Here is a 15,958-nt window from a genome sequence, read left to right as displayed (position 1 = left end):
ATCCTATTCTATTTTCAAGGAACGAAATGAATAAAGAAATTTCAGAATTATTTAACATGCTTGAGCCGACGATTGGCGGTCTAAACAAAAAGCTAGGTGTACTTGCCGTTCTAAATCTTGCAAAAGAATTTTACTCCGATGACGAACGTAAAAGCTTGTACGCCCATTACGTTGTATTGCAGGCGGAGGATAGAGACGCATTCGAAGCTATCTCAAATGCCGCGCATCCTGAAAATTTGGGATGGGAAAAGCGCGTGGAGAAATATGGCAAGGAAATTGCGAAGGAACAAATAGCGCCCATGCTAGCAGCAATGGATAAGCGAAAAGATACGGCGAACGCGCTAAATAATTTCAGAGACGAACACGGGTTGATTGTAAAACTTGTTGAGTACCAATCGCTGTTGGCCCAGTGGTAACGCAAAAAATCCGGTTATCAATAGAGCTGGGATTTAAGGAATTACGGAAAGCATAGTCAAATGGCTAAACTGAGCGAAATTGAAAGTCAAGCGCTACGGCGCCTCATAGAGTATGCCAAACGCGATACAGGTCAGAGTCGTCGTATTGCTGACTTCCTTCTGGCGTGGTGGAACCCGGCACAATGTGGCGGTTTCGACTTTACAACCATGTGGGGTTGCGACCAGGCTATCACAGAGGACATGATTACCATCTTTGCTTTCATCGCTCGAAATAACTCGTACCCCGATAGCTTGGGCTTTGAATCAGACTTCGCAATGATCATCCGCGAATGGCGTCCCGAACTTTCTGCTTAGCGGTATTGCTACGCCATTCGCTAGTATCGCAATGTTTTGCCGCCATTAGCATTGCTGAAAAAGCAGTGCGTTGGATTTCCTGAATTAACTAGGCGATCAAAGAATCCGCTCTGACGATAATCCAAAACTCTAGGGGTTACAAAAAACTATGTTCAAAAAAAATAATCTGATGTGGTGGTTGCTCCTGGCCGGGTGGATCGTTAGCGTGCGTCGGCTGTACAGCCCGACTTCTAAAGAAGAAAAGGAAATGCTAGAAAATAGTCCAGACCAGCAAGAAAGCAGTCCAGAGCAGCAAGAAAACAGTCCAAGCCTGCAGGAGAATAAAAAAGATAAAACATGGCGTGACTGGCCCATCATTGAGCAGTTCATTCAATTAAAAAGGAAGATAGCCCTCACAGAGTTAAGCTGGCTATGGCGGGTTTTATTCGCAATTATATTGCTTGTAAGTATGGTGTGCGTGATGCACTTCGAAATCAAGCGAACCGCCGATTTTGCCGGTATTTTCTTTTTGTATTTGGCAACCCTTATGCTCGCGCTACAGCCAGAGCGAACACCGGGAGAGAGCGACGAAAGCCTGGCTCCCAAGCAAAAGCGGCATATTCGCATTGCTCTCGGATTTGTGGTATTTGGCACGGTGATGCAACTATCATCGTTTAATTTGAGTGGTAAGGAAACAAATGACGAAATAGAGACGCGTCTTGACCGACTCGAAAGCCAACTTAACCCTTCGGAACAAAAGAACGTCGTGCAAGCAGACGCCTTGGCTAAAGCAAAATCCGAAAGACAGCCAGTAAAAGAAGTCACGGAAGGTATCCGAGTGAATCAACGCCAGACTGCAAAAGAAGTCTCGCGCAGCGTACCTAGCAAGCAGGGCGAAAAACTGCAGCAAGAAGTTCAGAAATGATTTTTGAAGTTGCTAAGCAGATCGGTAACTTTGAAACTGATAAACTGTTTACGACTAGGCCAATCCGAGTGATAAATTGTAAACATACGGAGCATCATGAAAATAGCTCGCATTTATCTGCGTGTTAGCACAGCCGAACAGGATTTGGGCCGCCAAGAGAAAATCAAGGAAGATGCGATAGCGGCTGGCTTCTATGTAGCTGGCGTGTATCGAGAAAAGGCATCTGGAGCGCGAGCAGATCGGCCCGAGCTGCTGCGCATGATCCACGATTTGCAGCCAGGGGAAACGGTCATCGCGGAAAAGATCGACCGGATTAGCCGGCTGCCGCTTCCCGAGGCCGAACGCCTTGTTCAGTCGATCCGCGACAAAGGCGCCTATCTCGCCATCCCTGGCGTCATCGACCTCAGCGACCTGGCAGACGCAGCGGCTGGTGTCGCCAAGATCGTGCTGCAGTCGGTCCAGGACATGCTTTTACGCCTGGCCCTGCAGAGCGCCCGAGACGATTACGAAGACCGGCGTGAAAGGCAACGTCAAGGCGTGGAGCTGGCCAAGCAGGCAGGGAAGTATGCTGGCCGAAAACACGACGCGAATGTGCATGCCCGTATCTTGGCATTGCGTGCGGGAGGTAATAGCATCGCCGTTACGGCGAAGCTTTCAGGATATAGCCAGAGCCAGGTCAAGCGCATTTGCGCGGTAGAACGCCAAGAGAGGGCGGCCAAGTAGGCCCAGCCTGCGACTTCTATTGAGCGATACGTTTTTCAAGGTACGCAGTGATAGGGGTTCGAGAAGGCAGCTCGAAGCTCCCGTACGCAGTGGCCAGCAAGACAGTTTCAGCGTGGCCAGCAAGACAGTTTCAGCGTGGCTCGCAAGACAGTTTCAGCGTGGCTCGCAAGACAGTTTCCGTTTTTCATATGAGAGCTGCCTTATAACTGGGGACATTTAAAAATGACTTCCACATTATATTTCACAGGCTTTCCCTTCCGTGTAATGGTCAGTTTCGCCTTTTCCCGAATTTCATAAGCCAGGTCGTTGCCGGTTTTCTGACTTGAGCTAGGCGTAATGCTGATTTCTAATCCAGCGCCGCGATATTTCCGTGTAGTGTTGTCGCCTACCTCGAATGATCCTATTGGTTTCAACGTCGCAAGCCTACCGCCCTGCGAAATCAGCAGGTCTTGCAGTTCGATGCCGGCCAGCTGGCCATTTCGAGAAAATTCAGAAAAGCATGTTTTTGATTCGAGCTGTTTATATGCCAGGCCACGATCCATAGGAATATCCATAGCATTTGCCGTAACGCTGATAAGGCAGGTAAACGCGGCGCTAAGCACTCGTAATTTTGTAAGAAGACGCATTTCCATTCCTTTTAGTTTAAATTGACAAATTGACCCACCCGACACGCCTCAATTATTTCGAGGAACATACACGATGTCAATTTCTACCCGCTGATTTTCAATCCTGCCAGCGGCGGTACTGTTATCAGCAATGAAGTCGGCTGCCGAAGCGTAGTTGACCATGATCTTGAGCGGCGAGACGCCCTGGTGGATCAGGAATTTTCGTGCAGCGGCCGCCCGTGCGAATGCCAATGCCTCATCTTTAGCGGTCGGAGCAACTGTGCTGGTGCGGCCACGAATCGTTATCATGGCCGCATCTTTTGCTGCCGCTAGCGTTTCCAGGCTCTCCACTGGTGGAAGAAAAACAGCCCCGCCATGCGGAAATGAGACAAACACTGTGGTCGATACGGGAATGCCTGAATACTCAATTGGTTGAGCGGAGGCCGGCACCGTAAAAGCGAGTGATGCTGCGAAAGCAGCGATATGCAGTTTGGTACGCATAAACATTCCGTCAAAAGAAGATGTAGCCCATTTTACTCATTGGAATGCGGATAAGCAGTAGAGCAATTAGGTGGAGAGGGTAATACGCATAAAAAACCCATCGCAGCCGAGGCACCCCCAAATTCATGCGACATACAGCCCAGGCGAGCGGAATAGCAAGAATTGCCCATCCGTTGCCATTCACGTAGAACACGCCTCCAGCACCCGCCACGGCCAAGGTAAAGGCGGCCCAGGATGGTTGCCTGATGTACATCCAAATAGCAACGCCAAGAGCTAAGGCCGGCCAGCAAAACTCAACAATTGATCCAGCAGCGATAAACAGCGCAATTGCCACTAAGTAATGCGACATTAAGCCTCGATCAATCAGCAGCAGAATGCCTGCCGTTGAGGTCAGTGTGAACATAATATTGAGCGGCCACCACCCATAGACAACGTTACCGAGAGCTATGAAAAAAGGCGTGGAAACGCAACCCACAACGAAGAGGCGCCAAATGGTTCGGCAGTACACTCCGCGCTCGAAAGTTTTGCGCCGAGCAAGGTTGTACGCCAGGACAAAAACGAAGAGCGGCATAGCCAACCGCCCACAATTGAATAGCCACTCATTTGTCCCGTTGAATAGATACTTGTTGACATGATCTGCGGTCATCAAGATCAATGCTATCCATTTGATCGCTTCCAGCGTTTGGTCTGCGATCAGGATGCGTGGAAGCGTAATACTTTCCATCTTTATGCGAGATGGGCGCACTTTTTTCGACGACGACGACGGGCCTAGAGAGTTCAATTTTAGCTGCTAAATTATGGATTCGTACTGACGATCAACTGCCTTGGCACGTATGCTGGCGTTGCTAGAGAAGCTGCTTTTGGAGTGGCTGCAGGTAGGATTCGTGCAGATTTAGCAGGAGCTGCGGCTGCAACTGTCGAGGCAGGTTTTGACACGTCGTGCGTCGGATAGCGGATCGTCAGCCAGTTTGCCCATTTCGCGGCCCTAATCATCAAGTCGGCGCGATAGATCTGGTTGAATTGAGGCGTGCGCGAATGGTAATTTGCGGCACGGGTCCACAAATCGCCGCGATCATTTTTAATGTGCATTCTCAGGCGCCAGGCCGCTAGTTCGAACGAGTAGCAACCTGCGGCCGCTACATGTTCAGCCGTAATTCCGTAGCGTGCCAGGTCTTGCAGGTAGCGAGTATTAAACTGGAGCGGACCCACATCATAGCTTCCGTTACTGCTATTGCGAACCCACTGCCCTGGCCTCCCGTTCTCTTTCTCAGCGACGGCAAGAATGATATTTGCTGGCACTTCGTATTTGGTAGCCGCTGCTATCGAGCAGACTACCCTTTCTTGCATTTGTGGTGGAAGGTCAAGGGGCATATATGGTCCTAAGAACAAGTTACAGGGTGCTCAGACCGTTCTGTAGTCGTGCAATTTCATCGCTCATTTCCTGTGCTGCTGCACTTTCACTGGAGTAATCAGACGATTGAGAGCCGCAGGCACCGTCCTCGACGCGCCCGTTCTGAGCAATGCAAGAATCGAGCGTGGCACGTAGATTTGTCAAAAGTGTCGCCTTTTTCTCGAATATCGGCAGCAGATAGGCTAGTCGTGTCTCAATCTCCGAGCGGTTAGCGGGCGTACCTGGTTGTATCGGGGGCGGCGGCTCCGGTGGATCAGGCTCGGGGGGGTACGTGTTAATGACATGATCAATGGTGGCGGTATCTACTCGTGGGCAAAGCGAAAGGAAATTGCGACGAGCACGTAATGTCTGGCTAAAACGGCGAAGCGATATGCTGAAATATTTAGCAATCGATGCCACACATTCAGTTGGTCGTGTCGGAGCAGCCAAGCACAAAACAGCCTCGCACGCGAGTCTAGTATCGCCGGTTAAAACTTCCTGCGCTGACGCTGAGATAGGCAGTGTGACAGCTAATGCGGTCGCGGCTACCATAGCTTTTATTTTCATAACGAACTCCATTATGTAGATTGTGATTTACCGTCGCGGAATGCCGCGATTTCTTCTTCATCATCGGCTGACGTAGTTCCGGCCGACAGACTGTCACCTTCAAAGCTATTCGAATGCCCCACATCACCCGCCTGACTAGCTTTGATGGCGGCAGCGATCTTCCCGCCAGTCGTGTCGTCAATTCGAGCCTGTGCTGCTTCTTTCATGTCAAGTGCTTTACCCTTCGCCACGTCCCATGACCCCTGTGCCAAATTAGCAGCTGTGCCAGCAGCAAGTCTTCCGGCCTTCGCCGCTAGTGCGCTTGCTTTTAATGGCGTACCTCCCGACTTTGCTTGACCAGTGGTCCCATTGGCGCCAACAGTAGATTGGCTGCTAGAGCCGGCCTCACCGCTGCTCGCAACACTCTCGGTCTTCGGGCTTTCGCCAGACCCAGTATCGGCTACCCCTGCACTTCCATTTCCGCCGCTTGAACTACCTGTGCTTGCTGTCGAACGGCTTTCGGAACTGCCTGGAGAAGATGAGCTACCTGCGGCGCTCGATGAATCACTAACGCTACTTGACGCTAGATTACCGCCACCACCACTACCGCCGCCACCGCCACCACCACCACCACTACCACTACCACCACCACCACCACCACCACTACCACTACCACTACCACCGCCACCGCCACTTCCGGAGGAATCGCCCATGGCCGCAGCGAGAGCGCTACCGCCACCGCTAGCATCGTTAGCCGCGCCACCGCCACTGTTCATTGCGCTCATCAACCCAGAGGAACTGCCACCGCCTGCACTTTCCGCTGCGTTAGCTTTTGAAAACGCCGCCATCAACGCTTGCGTGCCGCCAGCTGCATTGGCTGCGCCGGCTGCGAGCGCTGCGCCGGCCGAGGCCACAACTGCTACACCCATTGCTGCTGCGCCTACAGCCGCGCCTACGCCAAAGTTAGAGCCAAGATTGCCGGTTGTCCCGCCAGCGAGAGCACCAACCTGAGGTGGCACCTTCGCCACCAAGAACAGCATGCAAGCCGCCACGACCACCATCACGCCCATTTCTTTCAATTCAACACCGGCACTCAACGCCTTGTAATAGTCGTCAATGAATGATTTGCCTACGCCGATAATCAACACCATCGCCATCAGTTGCAGGCCAATGTTGAGGATGGACTTGTAGTAGCCGATGGCCATTTCCGAGGTCCATTTCGAGCCGCCGAACCCCAGGATGAACACGCCTGCATACGCCAAGAAATATCCACTGACCAGAAGCAGGAGCATATTGACGCCAATTAGGGCGAACATGATCAAAACTGCCGCACCCAGGAGCATCCCGAATAAACTGTCAATTGGCTGCCACCCGGTCGTTCGATCAAGGACTTTGTAGAAAATATCAAAGCCAACATCAACAATCCCGGACGGTCCTAAGTCATTGGGTAATCCCGATGCTTGCGCACCAACCATGCGAAGTGAGTTCATAATATCTACTGGAAATCGCGGGCCATTCATTAGTAACCACCAGAAGAATCCGGTGAATATTGTAAATCGTATGAACTCTGCGAATAGTTCGCCAATATCGGCTTTACGCAAGGCCATAAAACCAAAGGTCCACACCATGCTAATCACGACCAAAAGCCAAAACAACCAGGTCGCTCGCGCCACCATGATTGTTTGCCAAGTGGTAGATCGGGCTTGGAACTTGTCTAAAACGGAGTTGAGGACACCCGTGCTAGTAACTTCGGCAAAGGCGTGTGCTGAGAAAAACGCCAGCCATAGAAACAGCAACCAGTAGATAGGTTTTATCGCGATGACTGGCTTATTCATGGAAACTCCTTAGTAGGTCTTGGTTTTCGGCGTTGGCTTGAATTCAGCGCCGCCGTGACCACATTGTTTTTTCAACTTCTCTTTCAGTTCCGGGTCCGTTGTCTTTCCCAGCTGGTCGCATGGAGTAGTTGTCACCTCCACAGGCTTATCGCAGCCGCTCACGAGTGCAACAGCCAAGATGAGAAACAGCGCATTTTTTTTCAATATCATGATCTATCCTTTAGTAAGTACGCGTATAAGGCGTGGGGGTGAAAGTGCCTCGACGGATCGCCTGAGCAGCGGCAGCTTCCCGCGCTTCCCGATCTTGTAAGACCTGGTTGCGAGTAGCTACGGCATTTTGCTGCGCAATTAGCAACGCCCTAATTTGCAGCAGCTGGTTGGCCTGTTGACTTGCAAGCTGGTTCGCATACCCAATGGCTTGTAATTGTCCGTCCGCTCCACGCGCCGCAGTTTGAAGACGACCCAACTGAGAGGCGTCAAGTTCCAAATTTTGCTGCTGCTGATCAAGCCCACGGAACATAGCATCGTTCGCTTTCTTTTGCGCCTGCGAACCTAGAATTTCAGTTGCTTTCATCGCATTCCATTCTTCGGCCGAGCACCCTTTTACTGAATAGCAGGGCGAACTGCGATATTCAGCGGTATCCTTGAAACGTTCCAGATATGCGTCAACAGTACCTAGCGTCCTTTTGTAATGTTCTAGAGTGTCGATAGCGCCGCGCAGCTTGCCCATCGTTGTAGTCGCGTTGTCCTACAGCTGAGTTGTTGGCTGCAAGGTATTCCGCAATTGATTTTCATACTGCTGGAGTTGAGTCTGGTACTGTTGAACCTGCTTGAGCGTCTGCGTAACGCTCTCAAAAGCAGTCATCAAGTTCTGTTTTAAGTTCGCCCCGTCAACAACTGGAATGCCAGCATGTGCCGGACTAATGACACCAGGAAGCAAAGACACTGCCATCGTTAAAGCAACTTTAGCGGCTAAAATTTTACGAGTGAACGGTTTCATTATTTCTCCTTGGCGTTAATAGTCAAATGCCTTGTAAGGCTTTGAGAATGTCATGTCTTTAGTGACCATGACGTTAAACCGATAACCTGGCCGAATCTCGATTGTCGGTGAAATGTTCAGGTTTTTCGAGATGATTTGAGCGGTTACCTGGCCCAGCTGTTGGCCAAGCGCTTCACTCATAGCACTGCTTGCTGTAGGGCGCGAATTTATTCCCTGATCAGGCTGGCTAAGTGCGATACCCGCTGTGACTCCCGACATTAAGAAAGCGGAGCCAAAAAGCCGGAAGTAGTGGTTGTTCACTTGGTCTCTTAAGCCAGCGTATCGGTACTGTCAACTTACAGGTGCGGGGAAAACTTTGTAAAGTAGCGGGATGAAAAAATCCCAACTCTACTGCGGTTTCCGCTACCCGGCAGAAATCATCAGTCATGTCGTATGGCTCTACTTCCGGTTCGCGCTGAGTTTTCGCGACATAGAAGAGCTGATGGCAAGCCGTGGCATCAGCGTAACGTACGAGACGATCCGCCAATGGACATTGAAGTTCGGCCAGGGCTATGCCAATGAACTTCGCCGGCGTCAACCGCAGCGCGGGGACAAATGGCATCTCGACGAGGTGGTGCTAACAATCAAGGGCAAGCACCATTACCTCTGGCGTGCAGTCGATCAGAACAGTCAGGTGCTCGATATCTTGATCCAGAGTCGGCGTAACCGGCAGGCAGCAAAGCGTTTTTTGCGCAAGCTCCTCAAGGGCTTGCGTTACGCACCACGGGTGCTGATCACCGACAAGCTGAAGAGCTATGCTGCGGCGAAGAAGCAAATCATGCCGGGTGTCGAGCATCGCCAGCACAAGGGCCTCAACAACCGGGCCGAACTCTCGCATCAACCGACGCGGCAACGAGAACGACAGATGCGCCGCTTCAAATCAGCCGGGCAAGGTCAGCGCTTTTTGTCGGCGCATGGCCCGATCAACAATGCTTTCCGCTGCCAGCGCAACCGCTTGACAGCGGAGCAGTACCGGCACGTCCGCACGCAGGCATTTTCTATATGGAGTGAGGTCACCCAGGTCGCAAAGAACGCTTAATTCGTGGGACAGTATTACCCGACCAGAAGCAATTTCACTTCGAATTCTACGACTCGCCGTCCAGGTTCAGCAAGTTGACAGTACCCGGGCCTGAATGAAGAGGCTGCGATAAATCGTTTCATGCGACACCTGGTAATCCTCGCTGCCTGAAAACGTATGCTTGAGCCACCCAGCAATTTGCTCAGGCGACCACTGTAATTGGAGTTTGCTTGTTACGATATTTGCCAACTCAGGGTTGGTCACCAGTTTGCAGCACTTAGGACGATGGGCTCGCTTCCAAGCAGCCGCGTCTGCACAGCCAGCTCGATAGCTCGTCTGGCCACCATTGCGACTGATCTCACGGCTAATAGTGGACGGTGCTCGTCCAAGTGCTTGAGCAATCTGACGGATCGATTGACCAGTAGCTAGCGAGCGTGATATTTCTTCCCGCTCGGCCAAGGTTAATGCCAGTCTTGATCGGTGTCTTTCTGCGGGCCGAATGCCACCAGACTCGGCAAGAATTCGCTGTATAGACGAGTGGTTTCGATCGAACAGCTGGGCAATTTGCTGGAGCGATTCCCCCTTTTTCCAGTGCTCCCACATCAACGCCTTCTGGGCATCCGTATAATAAATCCTTGCTCTCTGCTTCATCCGTAACACTCCTTCTGCTTACCCAGAGTTTAGTGTGTTGCGTCGACCGGTTGAATCCAAGGTCGAAAGCAGCCCTTAACCAGGTTTTCCGTTCCGTTGCACCTCCTACCCCCACTCCAGCAGGCAAAGGTAAAGCTGGCGGCATTTCCTGCGCCTCCCAAAGACGCGAATATGCCGCCAATCGTCAACGGCTACATGGAAGTGAAATTAGCAGACGGTACTACGAGAAAGATGCGCTGGCCTCCCAATATCGATGTCGCCGAAGGACTTCAAAAATGCTTCGACATGCCCTATGTCGAAGCATACAAAGAGGCGTGCCGGCGAAAAAACTGAAGTCCGACGATAGTCCGCATCATGCTTCTTGGTTTTCCATTTGCCTTCGCCGAGCATTTTGATGCTAGTGCTGGCGACTAAAAGATGTCGAATCTCACAAGGTCGATGTTAAATTTAAATTTTTACATAGTCCGGATGGCAATCGGACGTTTCCTTCAGTTCGTAATTTACGGATGCGTTCCTTGTCTACGATATCGCGCTGATGCTGAAGCTCATTAGCCGGAGCTCCCCTTGAAACAAGGCATTGGCGAATTGAGCCCATGAAAAAAAACGCAGACATGCCGCGTTTTTTGCATAAGACCGTATATATCGCCCGCTCGTTCAATCCCTTTTGCGACTCTATGACTGGCTACCGGTAAGGCACTGGCTTCTGCGGGCTTCCAAACATTAATTCGATCGATTTGTGCCGTTGTTGTCAGTCATGCGATCCCATCCATGACGCACAGCCGCCTTTACCTTTTCCCAGGTCGAACCACTGCCGGTGTTGCGCGATTCCCAGTCGTTACGCAAATCAGTTTCGGCAGTGTCCCATTGCCGGCCGCTGTAGCGGTTGTCGCCGCGCATCTGGGAGCCATAGCTGTAGGCTGGGGCGTAGTCTTCGTACGAATCGTTCGCGCTGCCGTAGTTGCTCTGGAAATGATTGCGGTAGTAGGTATCGTCATTCGTGCCGGCGCCAGCTGCCAAACCGTCAAAACGCTCGACTTCGACTTCGGTGTGGCGCACCGTATCGTGGATCTGTTCCTGACGCTCACTGACTTCCTTGCTGATCGTGACTTCCTCGACGACACGCGCCGTTTTCTGGACGACAGCTTCCTGGGCCATCTCATGCATCTCGATACTTTGCTCCCTGAAAGCGGTCGTGTCGGAGGCGCTGATTGGCTTGTCGACGGCGCGACGTTGCACGTCAACATGCTCCTCACGCAATTCGATGCTCTCGTTGACAGGTGTTTCCACGATGTGCGAATAGACCCGCACGCCGCCCCGCTCGACTTCACGCTTGCCGACCTTCAGCTGCTCTTCCACGACTGGAATGCTCTGGGTCGACGTATCGACCTGCGGGGAGTCAGTGCGGCCCATGTTGCCCTGCAGATTCGACGACTGCGCCGACATCGATGAGGACGGCTGCTGCGTGCCGGTGCCCATGCCCGCCACTCCAGCACCGGCGACCGCTGGCATCCAGCCTTGCGACTTCCACTGATGGGCGCGGTCTTCGATATCGACGCTTTTCAGATGGGATTCGTTAAGTGCTGCAACGGCCTCGTCGGCCTCGTCGTCGTCGACGTCGGCGATGAGCAGGAAGCCACCGCGACGCACACCCTCTTCATAGGCATGGCGATCTTCCCCGGGCAGGAACGCGTTCTTGTTCGACGCCCACATGCCGTCGCCTTCTTGCGACGAGTGGCCCGTATCGCCAAGCGCCGACTTGTCGTAAATCTTGACATTATCGGTATCGAGATCGGCGGCAAGCAGCCGCTGGCGGCCTGCATCGGCATCGGCATAGCTGTCGAACAGTGCGGTAATAGTACGTGACATGGGATGTTCCTTTCTTGGAAATTGTTAGGATCAGCGCTGGAGGACGATCAGCTCGGTCCGGCGGTTTTCGGCTTGGCCTGACGAGGTGGCATTGGTGTTGGCAGGGTTCGTTTCGCCGCCAGAAGCAGTGTCGATTCGATCGGCGGCAGTGCCGTCAGCCACGAGTGCCGCTTTCACGCTCTCAGCACGTTCCTTGCCAAGCGTTGCATTTGCAGAGGCGTCGCCGCGTGCATCGGCATAACCGACAATCTGGATGCGCGAGTTCGGATATTGCTTCATGGCGGCACTCAGCATGCTTACCTCTTCGCGATCGGCCGTCCGGATGTCGCTTTTGGCGGTATCGAAATAGAGTTTTTCAAACACGAAGGTTCGGGGCAGTGCATCAGTTCCAGCAAGATAGAGACCGACGCCGGAGGTGCCGGCCAGAATCGCGGTAGTGCCAGCAGCGGCTGTCGGGGCAGGTGCTGGAACCATGGCTGTCTCAGCAACAGGCGCGGCCACTGGGGCCGTCTCAACTCGTGTCGTTGCTTCGTCGTTACTGCAGCGTCGCAGCCCGAACAGGAGGGCGATGAGGCCTAATCCCAGCAGCAGCCAAGGGAGCCAGCCTGCCTTCTTTGTCGCCGGGCCAACATGAATTTTGCTTGGCGGTGCGCCGTTGCCTTTATGATCCGAATTTGCCATCAGGTATATCCTCTCTTGTGTGTTTTAGAAATTTCTAATCAAGTCGACATTGAAACGATCAGTTTTTATTCAAGCTATTACGCGGCTAGTTAGCCAGGTCGTTACTTAGCGGGTCATTCTAGCAATTCGGCTTGAATTTTTTGGGAGTTTTTGTAAGGATATTGCGCAAATCTATGTAGGACAAATGATGTATTCGTAAATACAATTGACCTGGCAGCCTTTTACATATGACACATAGTAACGAGTAGTTCTCTGAGTCAATCGTTCCGGTTTGCCAGCTCCGTGATCACCTGTATTGAACTGACAGAGAAGATTCGCAGGCGCATTCGCAAGCGACGGCATTGAGAGCATATCGTTTACGACCGATTTTCTGTAGTGTCAGAAATGGTTCATCCAGTTCATCTACAGTGCCGTCCGGTAAATATTCTCCTTTGATTAACAGTGCGACAGAACCGCGCAGGCAGGTGCAAACTAGCTGACATACTGCTCCGGGCATTTGCTCTCGGTTCGAACGACGCGGATTCTTTGGTCATTTAGGTCGAATAGTAACTATAAATTAACATTAAATATTCCGTTTTAATTAAAAATATGATGAATCAAATCGCACTAAAAGCTGTTTTGTTTGACATTGACGGCACGCTTATCGATAGCAATGATGCTCATACGCAAGCGTGGATGCAAACTCTTGAACGGCATGGCCATGTAATTAGTTATGAGCAGATAAGGAGTTTGATCGGTAAGGGATCGGACAAGGTTTTCGCTGAGCTACTTGACATCGATTCAGAATCGGCTCTGGCAAAACAGATCAGAAAAGACCGCACGCAGTTATTGCTGAGCAGCTTTATGGCGAACCTGAACCCGACACCCGGCGCCCGGCTGTTGGTGCAGCACATGAGATCCAAAAGTCTGCGTCTGGTCATTGCGTCATCCAGCGGCGAAGAGCTACCGGCATTACTCGAGCAGGCCGGCCTGCAGGACTTGCTCGACACATCGGTCTCTTCGGATGAGATAAAGGAGTCCAAACCCGACGGTGACATCATCGAAGCTGCCTTGCAAAAGGCCGGCGTGCATCCCACCGAGGCCGTGATGATTGGCGACACGCCCTACGATATTGCAGCGGCCAAGGCAGCCGGGGTCAAGTGCATTGCATTGCGCTGCGGCGGCTACTGGGACGATGCAGCGTCGTCCGAAGCCGTCGCCATCTTCGATGATCCCGCAACATTATTGCGTCACTGGCCCGACTCGCTGCTGGCAGGCTGAATTCGATGGCGAATTTCGAAATTCTTCTTAGCCTGGTGGCATTCTGCGTCGTGCTTGCGATCGTGGCACAGCGCCTGGATTTGCCGGTGGCGATCCCCCTGGTATTGGGCGGCATGGGTCTGGCTCTGATACCAGGTCTGCCTGCGGTCGAGCTGGATCCGGAGCTTGCACTGGCTCTGTTTCTTCCGCCGCTCCTGCAGGTCAGTGCCTACCGCACAGATTGGCCAGCGTTCCGTTCGAACCTTCGGCCTATTCTTTTACTCGCTATCGGCGCCGTTCTCTTTACGACAGCTGCAGTCGCCGTTGTGGCGCACTGGCTGGTGCCCGGACTTCCCTGGTGGGCTGCAGCAGCACTTGGTGCCATCGTGGCGCCGCCCGATGCCGTTGCCGCCAGCTCGGTTCTGAAGAAATTTAACCTGCCCAAGCGGATCGTTACCGTTCTGGAAGGCGAAAGCCTGATCAACGATGCGTCGTCACTGGTTCTCTACCGTTTTGCTGTGGCGGCGGTAGCGGCAAGCTCGGTCAGCTATTCGAGCGGCCTGCTTCAGTTCTTTGGCATGGGAATCGGCGGAATCATCATCGGCTGGTTGACCGGTCGTCTGGCAATGTGGGTGTTCAGCAAGATCGATGACACGATGCTCGACATCACGATCAGCATTCTGGCGGGCTTTGCCGCCTACCTGAGCGCTGAGGCGCTGCACGCATCGGGGGTGTTAGGCGCGGTAGTTTGTGGTCTCGTTCTCGGCCGGAAACAGCATGCAGAGTTCACAGCCCGTACCCGACTGGAGCTCCATGCAGTCTGGAATTTCATCGAGTTCCTGCTCGCCAGCCTCATCTTCATGCTGATCGGACTTCAAATGCGGGGCATCGTTGAACGGCTTGCGAGAGAGAGTGCTACGACGCTTACCTCGCTTGCATTGCTTGCACTTGCCGTGTCTGTGACCCTCATTGTCAGCCGCTTCGTTTGGGTGTTCATGACAGGCTGGCTGCCAGGCGCGTTCTCCCGGAGCGAGGCAGCGCAGTCGACGCGTCCCCTCTGGACGCACCATGCGGTCGTGTCGTGGGCCGGGATGCGAGGGGTGGTCAGCCTGGCGGCGGCACTTGCATTGCCGGCCAACTTCCCCGCGCGAGATGTCATCGTTTTCCTGGCATTTTGTGCAATTTTTGCAACGCTGATTGTTCAGGGCACCACGCTTGGCTGGCTGGTACGAAAACTCGAAGTGATCGAGCCGGAGAAGGACGCTGCTGAACCAGCAGAAGCCCTGGCCAGGGCAGAGATTGCTGACGCCGCGCTTGAAGTCGTCAAGGAACACCTCGAACCAGCCGCCAGCCCGGAACATTCAACTGCAGCGTCTGCACTCGTTGACGAGTACGAAGCCAGGGCTGAGCGGGCAGCTGACGAGAAAGAAGCTGAATCGCCCGAGAATGCCGAACAGTTCAATGCGCAAAGACGCTTGCGGCTGGTGGCAATTGAAGCAGCCCGAGAGAAGCTGTCAGAGCACACAGATCAGGTCGATGCGGAGACGCACCGCTCACTGGCAAACGAATTGGACCTGGAGGAGCAGCAAATCAGAAGTGCAATGAACAAATCTAGCTAACTTGTCGGTGTCAGCCTGCAAACTACGCAAAAGCTTCAATACGGGGGATATATTTCAGCTTTTGCGATCGCCAGCGGTGCCACTCATACCTTGACGAGTTATTTCGTTTAACAAAATGCGTTGTGCGTCATCACGATAAGCCTTGCTGCCATCAAGCAAGGGAGGCGCCTTCAAAACTTCCGATAAAGTAAGTTACTTATTCTGTCTTTGCCATATTGCGCAGTTGACCAATTACCGAGGCTTTGTTGCGCAAATCAGCCCTGATCAGCATGGATCATGCTGATCAGGTAGCCTGAGCGGATGAAACCGGCTCCTCAGAAGTACCGTACTACGAACTGGAAGTCATACAACGAAGCGCTGAAGTCACGCGGCTCGCTGCTCATCTGGTTTGATCCGAACATGAACTGGCATGGCCAGCCGAGCGGTAAGCGAGGACGCAGCGAGAAATTCAGCGACGAGGCAATCCAGTTCTGCCTGAGCATCAAGTGCCTCTTCAGTCTGCCGCTGCGCCAGGCTGTAGGCATGACGCAAAGCCTCCTGAAGCTTGCCGGCCTCGATTGGCCGGTGCCGG

20 protein-coding genes and 2 pseudogenes are annotated in these 15,958 nt (G+C 52.8%); 9 read left to right on the top strand and 13 right to left on the bottom strand.

What is annotated here, in order from left to right; genetic code table 11:
* Positions 1-26 precede the first annotated feature (26 nt).
* The 4 genes from AC56LN_RS22045 to AC56LN_RS22030 all read left to right on the top strand — a co-directional run bounded on the left by AC56LN_RS22045 (position 27) and on the right by AC56LN_RS22030 (position 2,397).
* Positions 27-416 carry a hypothetical protein gene (locus tag AC56LN_RS22045; RefSeq protein WP_499574722.1) on the top strand — a complete coding sequence of 130 codons (390 nt, stop codon included), beginning with the start codon at positions 27-29 and terminating at the stop codon, positions 414-416.
* A gap of 60 nt (positions 417-476) precedes the next feature.
* Positions 477-770: a DUF7673 family protein gene (locus tag AC56LN_RS22040; protein ID WP_499574721.1), complete on the top strand. Its 294-nt coding sequence runs from the start codon at positions 477-479 to the stop codon at positions 768-770.
* 148 nt (positions 771-918) lie between these two features.
* Positions 919-1,674, top strand: coding sequence for a hypothetical protein (locus AC56LN_RS22035; protein ID WP_499574720.1), 756 nt, complete (start codon positions 919-921; stop codon positions 1,672-1,674).
* A 96-nt stretch (positions 1,675-1,770) separates the two neighbouring features.
* The gene (locus tag AC56LN_RS22030; RefSeq protein ID WP_499574719.1) at positions 1,771-2,397 is read left to right on the top strand and encodes a recombinase family protein; all 627 of its coding nucleotides are present in this window, start codon (positions 1,771-1,773) and stop codon (positions 2,395-2,397) included.
* A 200-nt stretch (positions 2,398-2,597) separates the two neighbouring features.
* On the opposite strand, the gene AC56LN_RS22025 is transcribed toward AC56LN_RS22030, so the two are convergent.
* The 10 genes and pseudogenes from AC56LN_RS22025 to AC56LN_RS21980 all read right to left on the bottom strand — a co-directional run.
* Positions 2,598-3,023: a hypothetical protein gene (locus tag AC56LN_RS22025; protein ID WP_499574718.1), complete on the bottom strand. Its 426-nt coding sequence runs from the start codon at positions 3,021-3,023 to the stop codon at positions 2,598-2,600.
* 48 nt (positions 3,024-3,071) lie between these two features.
* Positions 3,072-3,503, bottom strand: coding sequence for an OmpA family protein (locus AC56LN_RS22020; RefSeq protein ID WP_499574717.1), 432 nt, complete (start codon positions 3,501-3,503; stop codon positions 3,072-3,074).
* Between the two features lie 10 nt (positions 3,504-3,513).
* The gene (locus tag AC56LN_RS22015; protein WP_499574716.1) at positions 3,514-4,227 is read right to left on the bottom strand and encodes a TraX family protein; all 714 of its coding nucleotides are present in this window, start codon (positions 4,225-4,227) and stop codon (positions 3,514-3,516) included.
* A gap of 71 nt (positions 4,228-4,298) precedes the next feature.
* Positions 4,299-4,874 (bottom strand): transglycosylase SLT domain-containing protein, encoded by a 576-nt coding sequence (locus tag AC56LN_RS22010; RefSeq protein ID WP_499574715.1) that lies wholly within the window; start codon positions 4,872-4,874, stop codon positions 4,299-4,301.
* A 19-nt stretch (positions 4,875-4,893) separates the two neighbouring features.
* Positions 4,894-5,460, bottom strand: coding sequence for a TrbM/KikA/MpfK family conjugal transfer protein (locus AC56LN_RS22005; RefSeq protein ID WP_499574714.1), 567 nt, complete (start codon positions 5,458-5,460; stop codon positions 4,894-4,896).
* Positions 5,461-5,471: 11 nt separating this feature from the next.
* Positions 5,472-7,274, bottom strand: coding sequence for a P-type conjugative transfer protein TrbL (trbL, locus tag AC56LN_RS22000; protein ID WP_499574713.1), 1,803 nt, complete (start codon positions 7,272-7,274; stop codon positions 5,472-5,474).
* A gap of 9 nt (positions 7,275-7,283) precedes the next feature.
* Positions 7,284-7,484 (bottom strand): entry exclusion lipoprotein TrbK, encoded by a 201-nt coding sequence (gene trbK, locus AC56LN_RS21995; protein ID WP_499574712.1) that lies wholly within the window; start codon positions 7,482-7,484, stop codon positions 7,284-7,286.
* A 10-nt stretch (positions 7,485-7,494) separates the two neighbouring features.
* The gene (locus AC56LN_RS21990; RefSeq protein ID WP_499574711.1) at positions 7,495-8,004 is read right to left on the bottom strand and encodes a TrbJ/VirB5 family protein; all 510 of its coding nucleotides are present in this window, start codon (positions 8,002-8,004) and stop codon (positions 7,495-7,497) included.
* 18 nt (positions 8,005-8,022) lie between these two features.
* A complete protein-coding gene (locus tag AC56LN_RS21985; RefSeq protein WP_499574710.1) occupies positions 8,023-8,274 on the bottom strand; it encodes a type IV secretion system protein in 252 nt (83 codons plus the stop codon).
* Positions 8,275-8,289: 15 nt separating this feature from the next.
* Positions 8,290-8,583 (bottom strand): annotated as a pseudogene (locus tag AC56LN_RS21980) (TrbI/VirB10 family protein); the annotation flags it as partial.
* A 61-nt stretch (positions 8,584-8,644) separates the two neighbouring features.
* On the opposite strand from AC56LN_RS21980, the gene AC56LN_RS21975 reads away from it, so the two are divergent.
* A complete protein-coding gene (locus tag AC56LN_RS21975) occupies positions 8,645-9,352 on the top strand; it encodes an IS6 family transposase (protein WP_499560972.1) in 708 nt (235 codons plus the stop codon).
* An 84-nt stretch (positions 9,353-9,436) separates the two neighbouring features.
* On the opposite strand, the pseudogene AC56LN_RS21970 reads toward AC56LN_RS21975, so the two are convergent.
* Positions 9,437-9,982, bottom strand: a pseudogene (locus tag AC56LN_RS21970) (transposase); the annotation flags it as partial.
* Positions 9,983-10,153: 171 nt separating this feature from the next.
* Here AC56LN_RS21970 and AC56LN_RS21965 point away from each other — a divergent pair.
* A complete protein-coding gene (locus AC56LN_RS21965; protein ID WP_499574709.1) occupies positions 10,154-10,315 on the top strand; it encodes a hypothetical protein in 162 nt (53 codons plus the stop codon).
* 387 nt (positions 10,316-10,702) lie between these two features.
* Here AC56LN_RS21965 and AC56LN_RS21960 read toward each other — a convergent pair whose 3' ends face one another.
* On the bottom strand, positions 10,703-11,848 hold the full coding sequence (locus AC56LN_RS21960) for a YsnF/AvaK domain-containing protein (protein ID WP_499574708.1): 1,146 nt from the start codon (positions 11,846-11,848) through the stop codon (positions 10,703-10,705).
* A 30-nt stretch (positions 11,849-11,878) separates the two neighbouring features.
* The gene (locus tag AC56LN_RS21955) at positions 11,879-12,529 is read right to left on the bottom strand and encodes an OmpA family protein (protein ID WP_499574707.1); all 651 of its coding nucleotides are present in this window, start codon (positions 12,527-12,529) and stop codon (positions 11,879-11,881) included.
* A gap of 588 nt (positions 12,530-13,117) precedes the next feature.
* Between AC56LN_RS21955 and AC56LN_RS21950 the strand changes: the two genes are divergently transcribed.
* The 3 genes from AC56LN_RS21950 to AC56LN_RS21940 form a co-directional block, all read left to right on the top strand.
* A complete protein-coding gene (locus AC56LN_RS21950) occupies positions 13,118-13,789 on the top strand; it encodes an HAD family hydrolase (RefSeq protein WP_499574706.1) in 672 nt (223 codons plus the stop codon).
* Between the two features lie 5 nt (positions 13,790-13,794).
* Entirely contained in the window at positions 13,795-15,387 is a 1,593-nt protein-coding gene (locus tag AC56LN_RS21945; protein ID WP_499574705.1) for a Na+/H+ antiporter, read from the top strand.
* A gap of 300 nt (positions 15,388-15,687) precedes the next feature.
* Positions 15,688-15,958, top strand: a 271-nt coding sequence (locus AC56LN_RS21940; protein ID WP_499574704.1) for a transposase, incomplete at its 3' end; no start/stop codon positions are given.

This window comes from Telluria sp. ZT3P26 (assembly GCF_059686035.1).
Note: the sequence above shows the minus strand (reverse complement) of the source record. Positions and strands in the feature narration are given on the sequence as shown.

What these genes read in the sequence shown, in the direction of transcription:
- AC56LN_RS22045 (WP_499574722.1), top strand. Translation starts at nt 27, where the DNA reads ATGAATAAAGAAATTTCAGAATTATTTAACATGCTTGAGCCGACGATT.
- AC56LN_RS22040 (WP_499574721.1), top strand. Translation starts at nt 477, where the DNA reads ATGGCTAAACTGAGCGAAATTGAAAGTCAAGCGCTACGGCGCCTCATA.
- AC56LN_RS22035 (WP_499574720.1), top strand. Translation starts at nt 919, where the DNA reads ATGTTCAAAAAAAATAATCTGATGTGGTGGTTGCTCCTGGCCGGGTGG.
- AC56LN_RS22030 (WP_499574719.1), top strand. Translation starts at nt 1,771, where the DNA reads ATGAAAATAGCTCGCATTTATCTGCGTGTTAGCACAGCCGAACAGGAT.
- AC56LN_RS22025 (WP_499574718.1), bottom strand. Translation starts at nt 3,023, where the DNA reads ATGCGTCTTCTTACAAAATTACGAGTGCTTAGCGCCGCGTTTACCTGC.
- AC56LN_RS22020 (WP_499574717.1), bottom strand. Translation starts at nt 3,503, where the DNA reads ATGCGTACCAAACTGCATATCGCTGCTTTCGCAGCATCACTCGCTTTT.
- AC56LN_RS22015 (WP_499574716.1), bottom strand. Translation starts at nt 4,227, where the DNA reads ATGGAAAGTATTACGCTTCCACGCATCCTGATCGCAGACCAAACGCTG.
- AC56LN_RS22010 (WP_499574715.1), bottom strand. Translation starts at nt 4,874, where the DNA reads ATGCCCCTTGACCTTCCACCACAAATGCAAGAAAGGGTAGTCTGCTCG.
- AC56LN_RS22005 (WP_499574714.1), bottom strand. Translation starts at nt 5,460, where the DNA reads ATGAAAATAAAAGCTATGGTAGCCGCGACCGCATTAGCTGTCACACTG.
- trbL (WP_499574713.1), bottom strand. Translation starts at nt 7,274, where the DNA reads ATGAATAAGCCAGTCATCGCGATAAAACCTATCTACTGGTTGCTGTTT.
- trbK (WP_499574712.1), bottom strand. Translation starts at nt 7,484, where the DNA reads ATGATATTGAAAAAAAATGCGCTGTTTCTCATCTTGGCTGTTGCACTC.
- AC56LN_RS21990 (WP_499574711.1), bottom strand. Translation starts at nt 8,004, where the DNA reads ATGGGCAAGCTGCGCGGCGCTATCGACACTCTAGAACATTACAAAAGG.
- AC56LN_RS21985 (WP_499574710.1), bottom strand. Translation starts at nt 8,274, where the DNA reads ATGAAACCGTTCACTCGTAAAATTTTAGCCGCTAAAGTTGCTTTAACG.
- AC56LN_RS21975 (WP_499560972.1), top strand. Translation starts at nt 8,645, where the DNA reads ATGAAAAAATCCCAACTCTACTGCGGTTTCCGCTACCCGGCAGAAATC.
- AC56LN_RS21965 (WP_499574709.1), top strand. Translation starts at nt 10,154, where the DNA reads ATGCCGCCAATCGTCAACGGCTACATGGAAGTGAAATTAGCAGACGGT.
- AC56LN_RS21960 (WP_499574708.1), bottom strand. Translation starts at nt 11,848, where the DNA reads ATGTCACGTACTATTACCGCACTGTTCGACAGCTATGCCGATGCCGAT.
- AC56LN_RS21955 (WP_499574707.1), bottom strand. Translation starts at nt 12,529, where the DNA reads ATGGCAAATTCGGATCATAAAGGCAACGGCGCACCGCCAAGCAAAATT.
- AC56LN_RS21950 (WP_499574706.1), top strand. Translation starts at nt 13,118, where the DNA reads ATGATGAATCAAATCGCACTAAAAGCTGTTTTGTTTGACATTGACGGC.
- AC56LN_RS21945 (WP_499574705.1), top strand. Translation starts at nt 13,795, where the DNA reads ATGGCGAATTTCGAAATTCTTCTTAGCCTGGTGGCATTCTGCGTCGTG.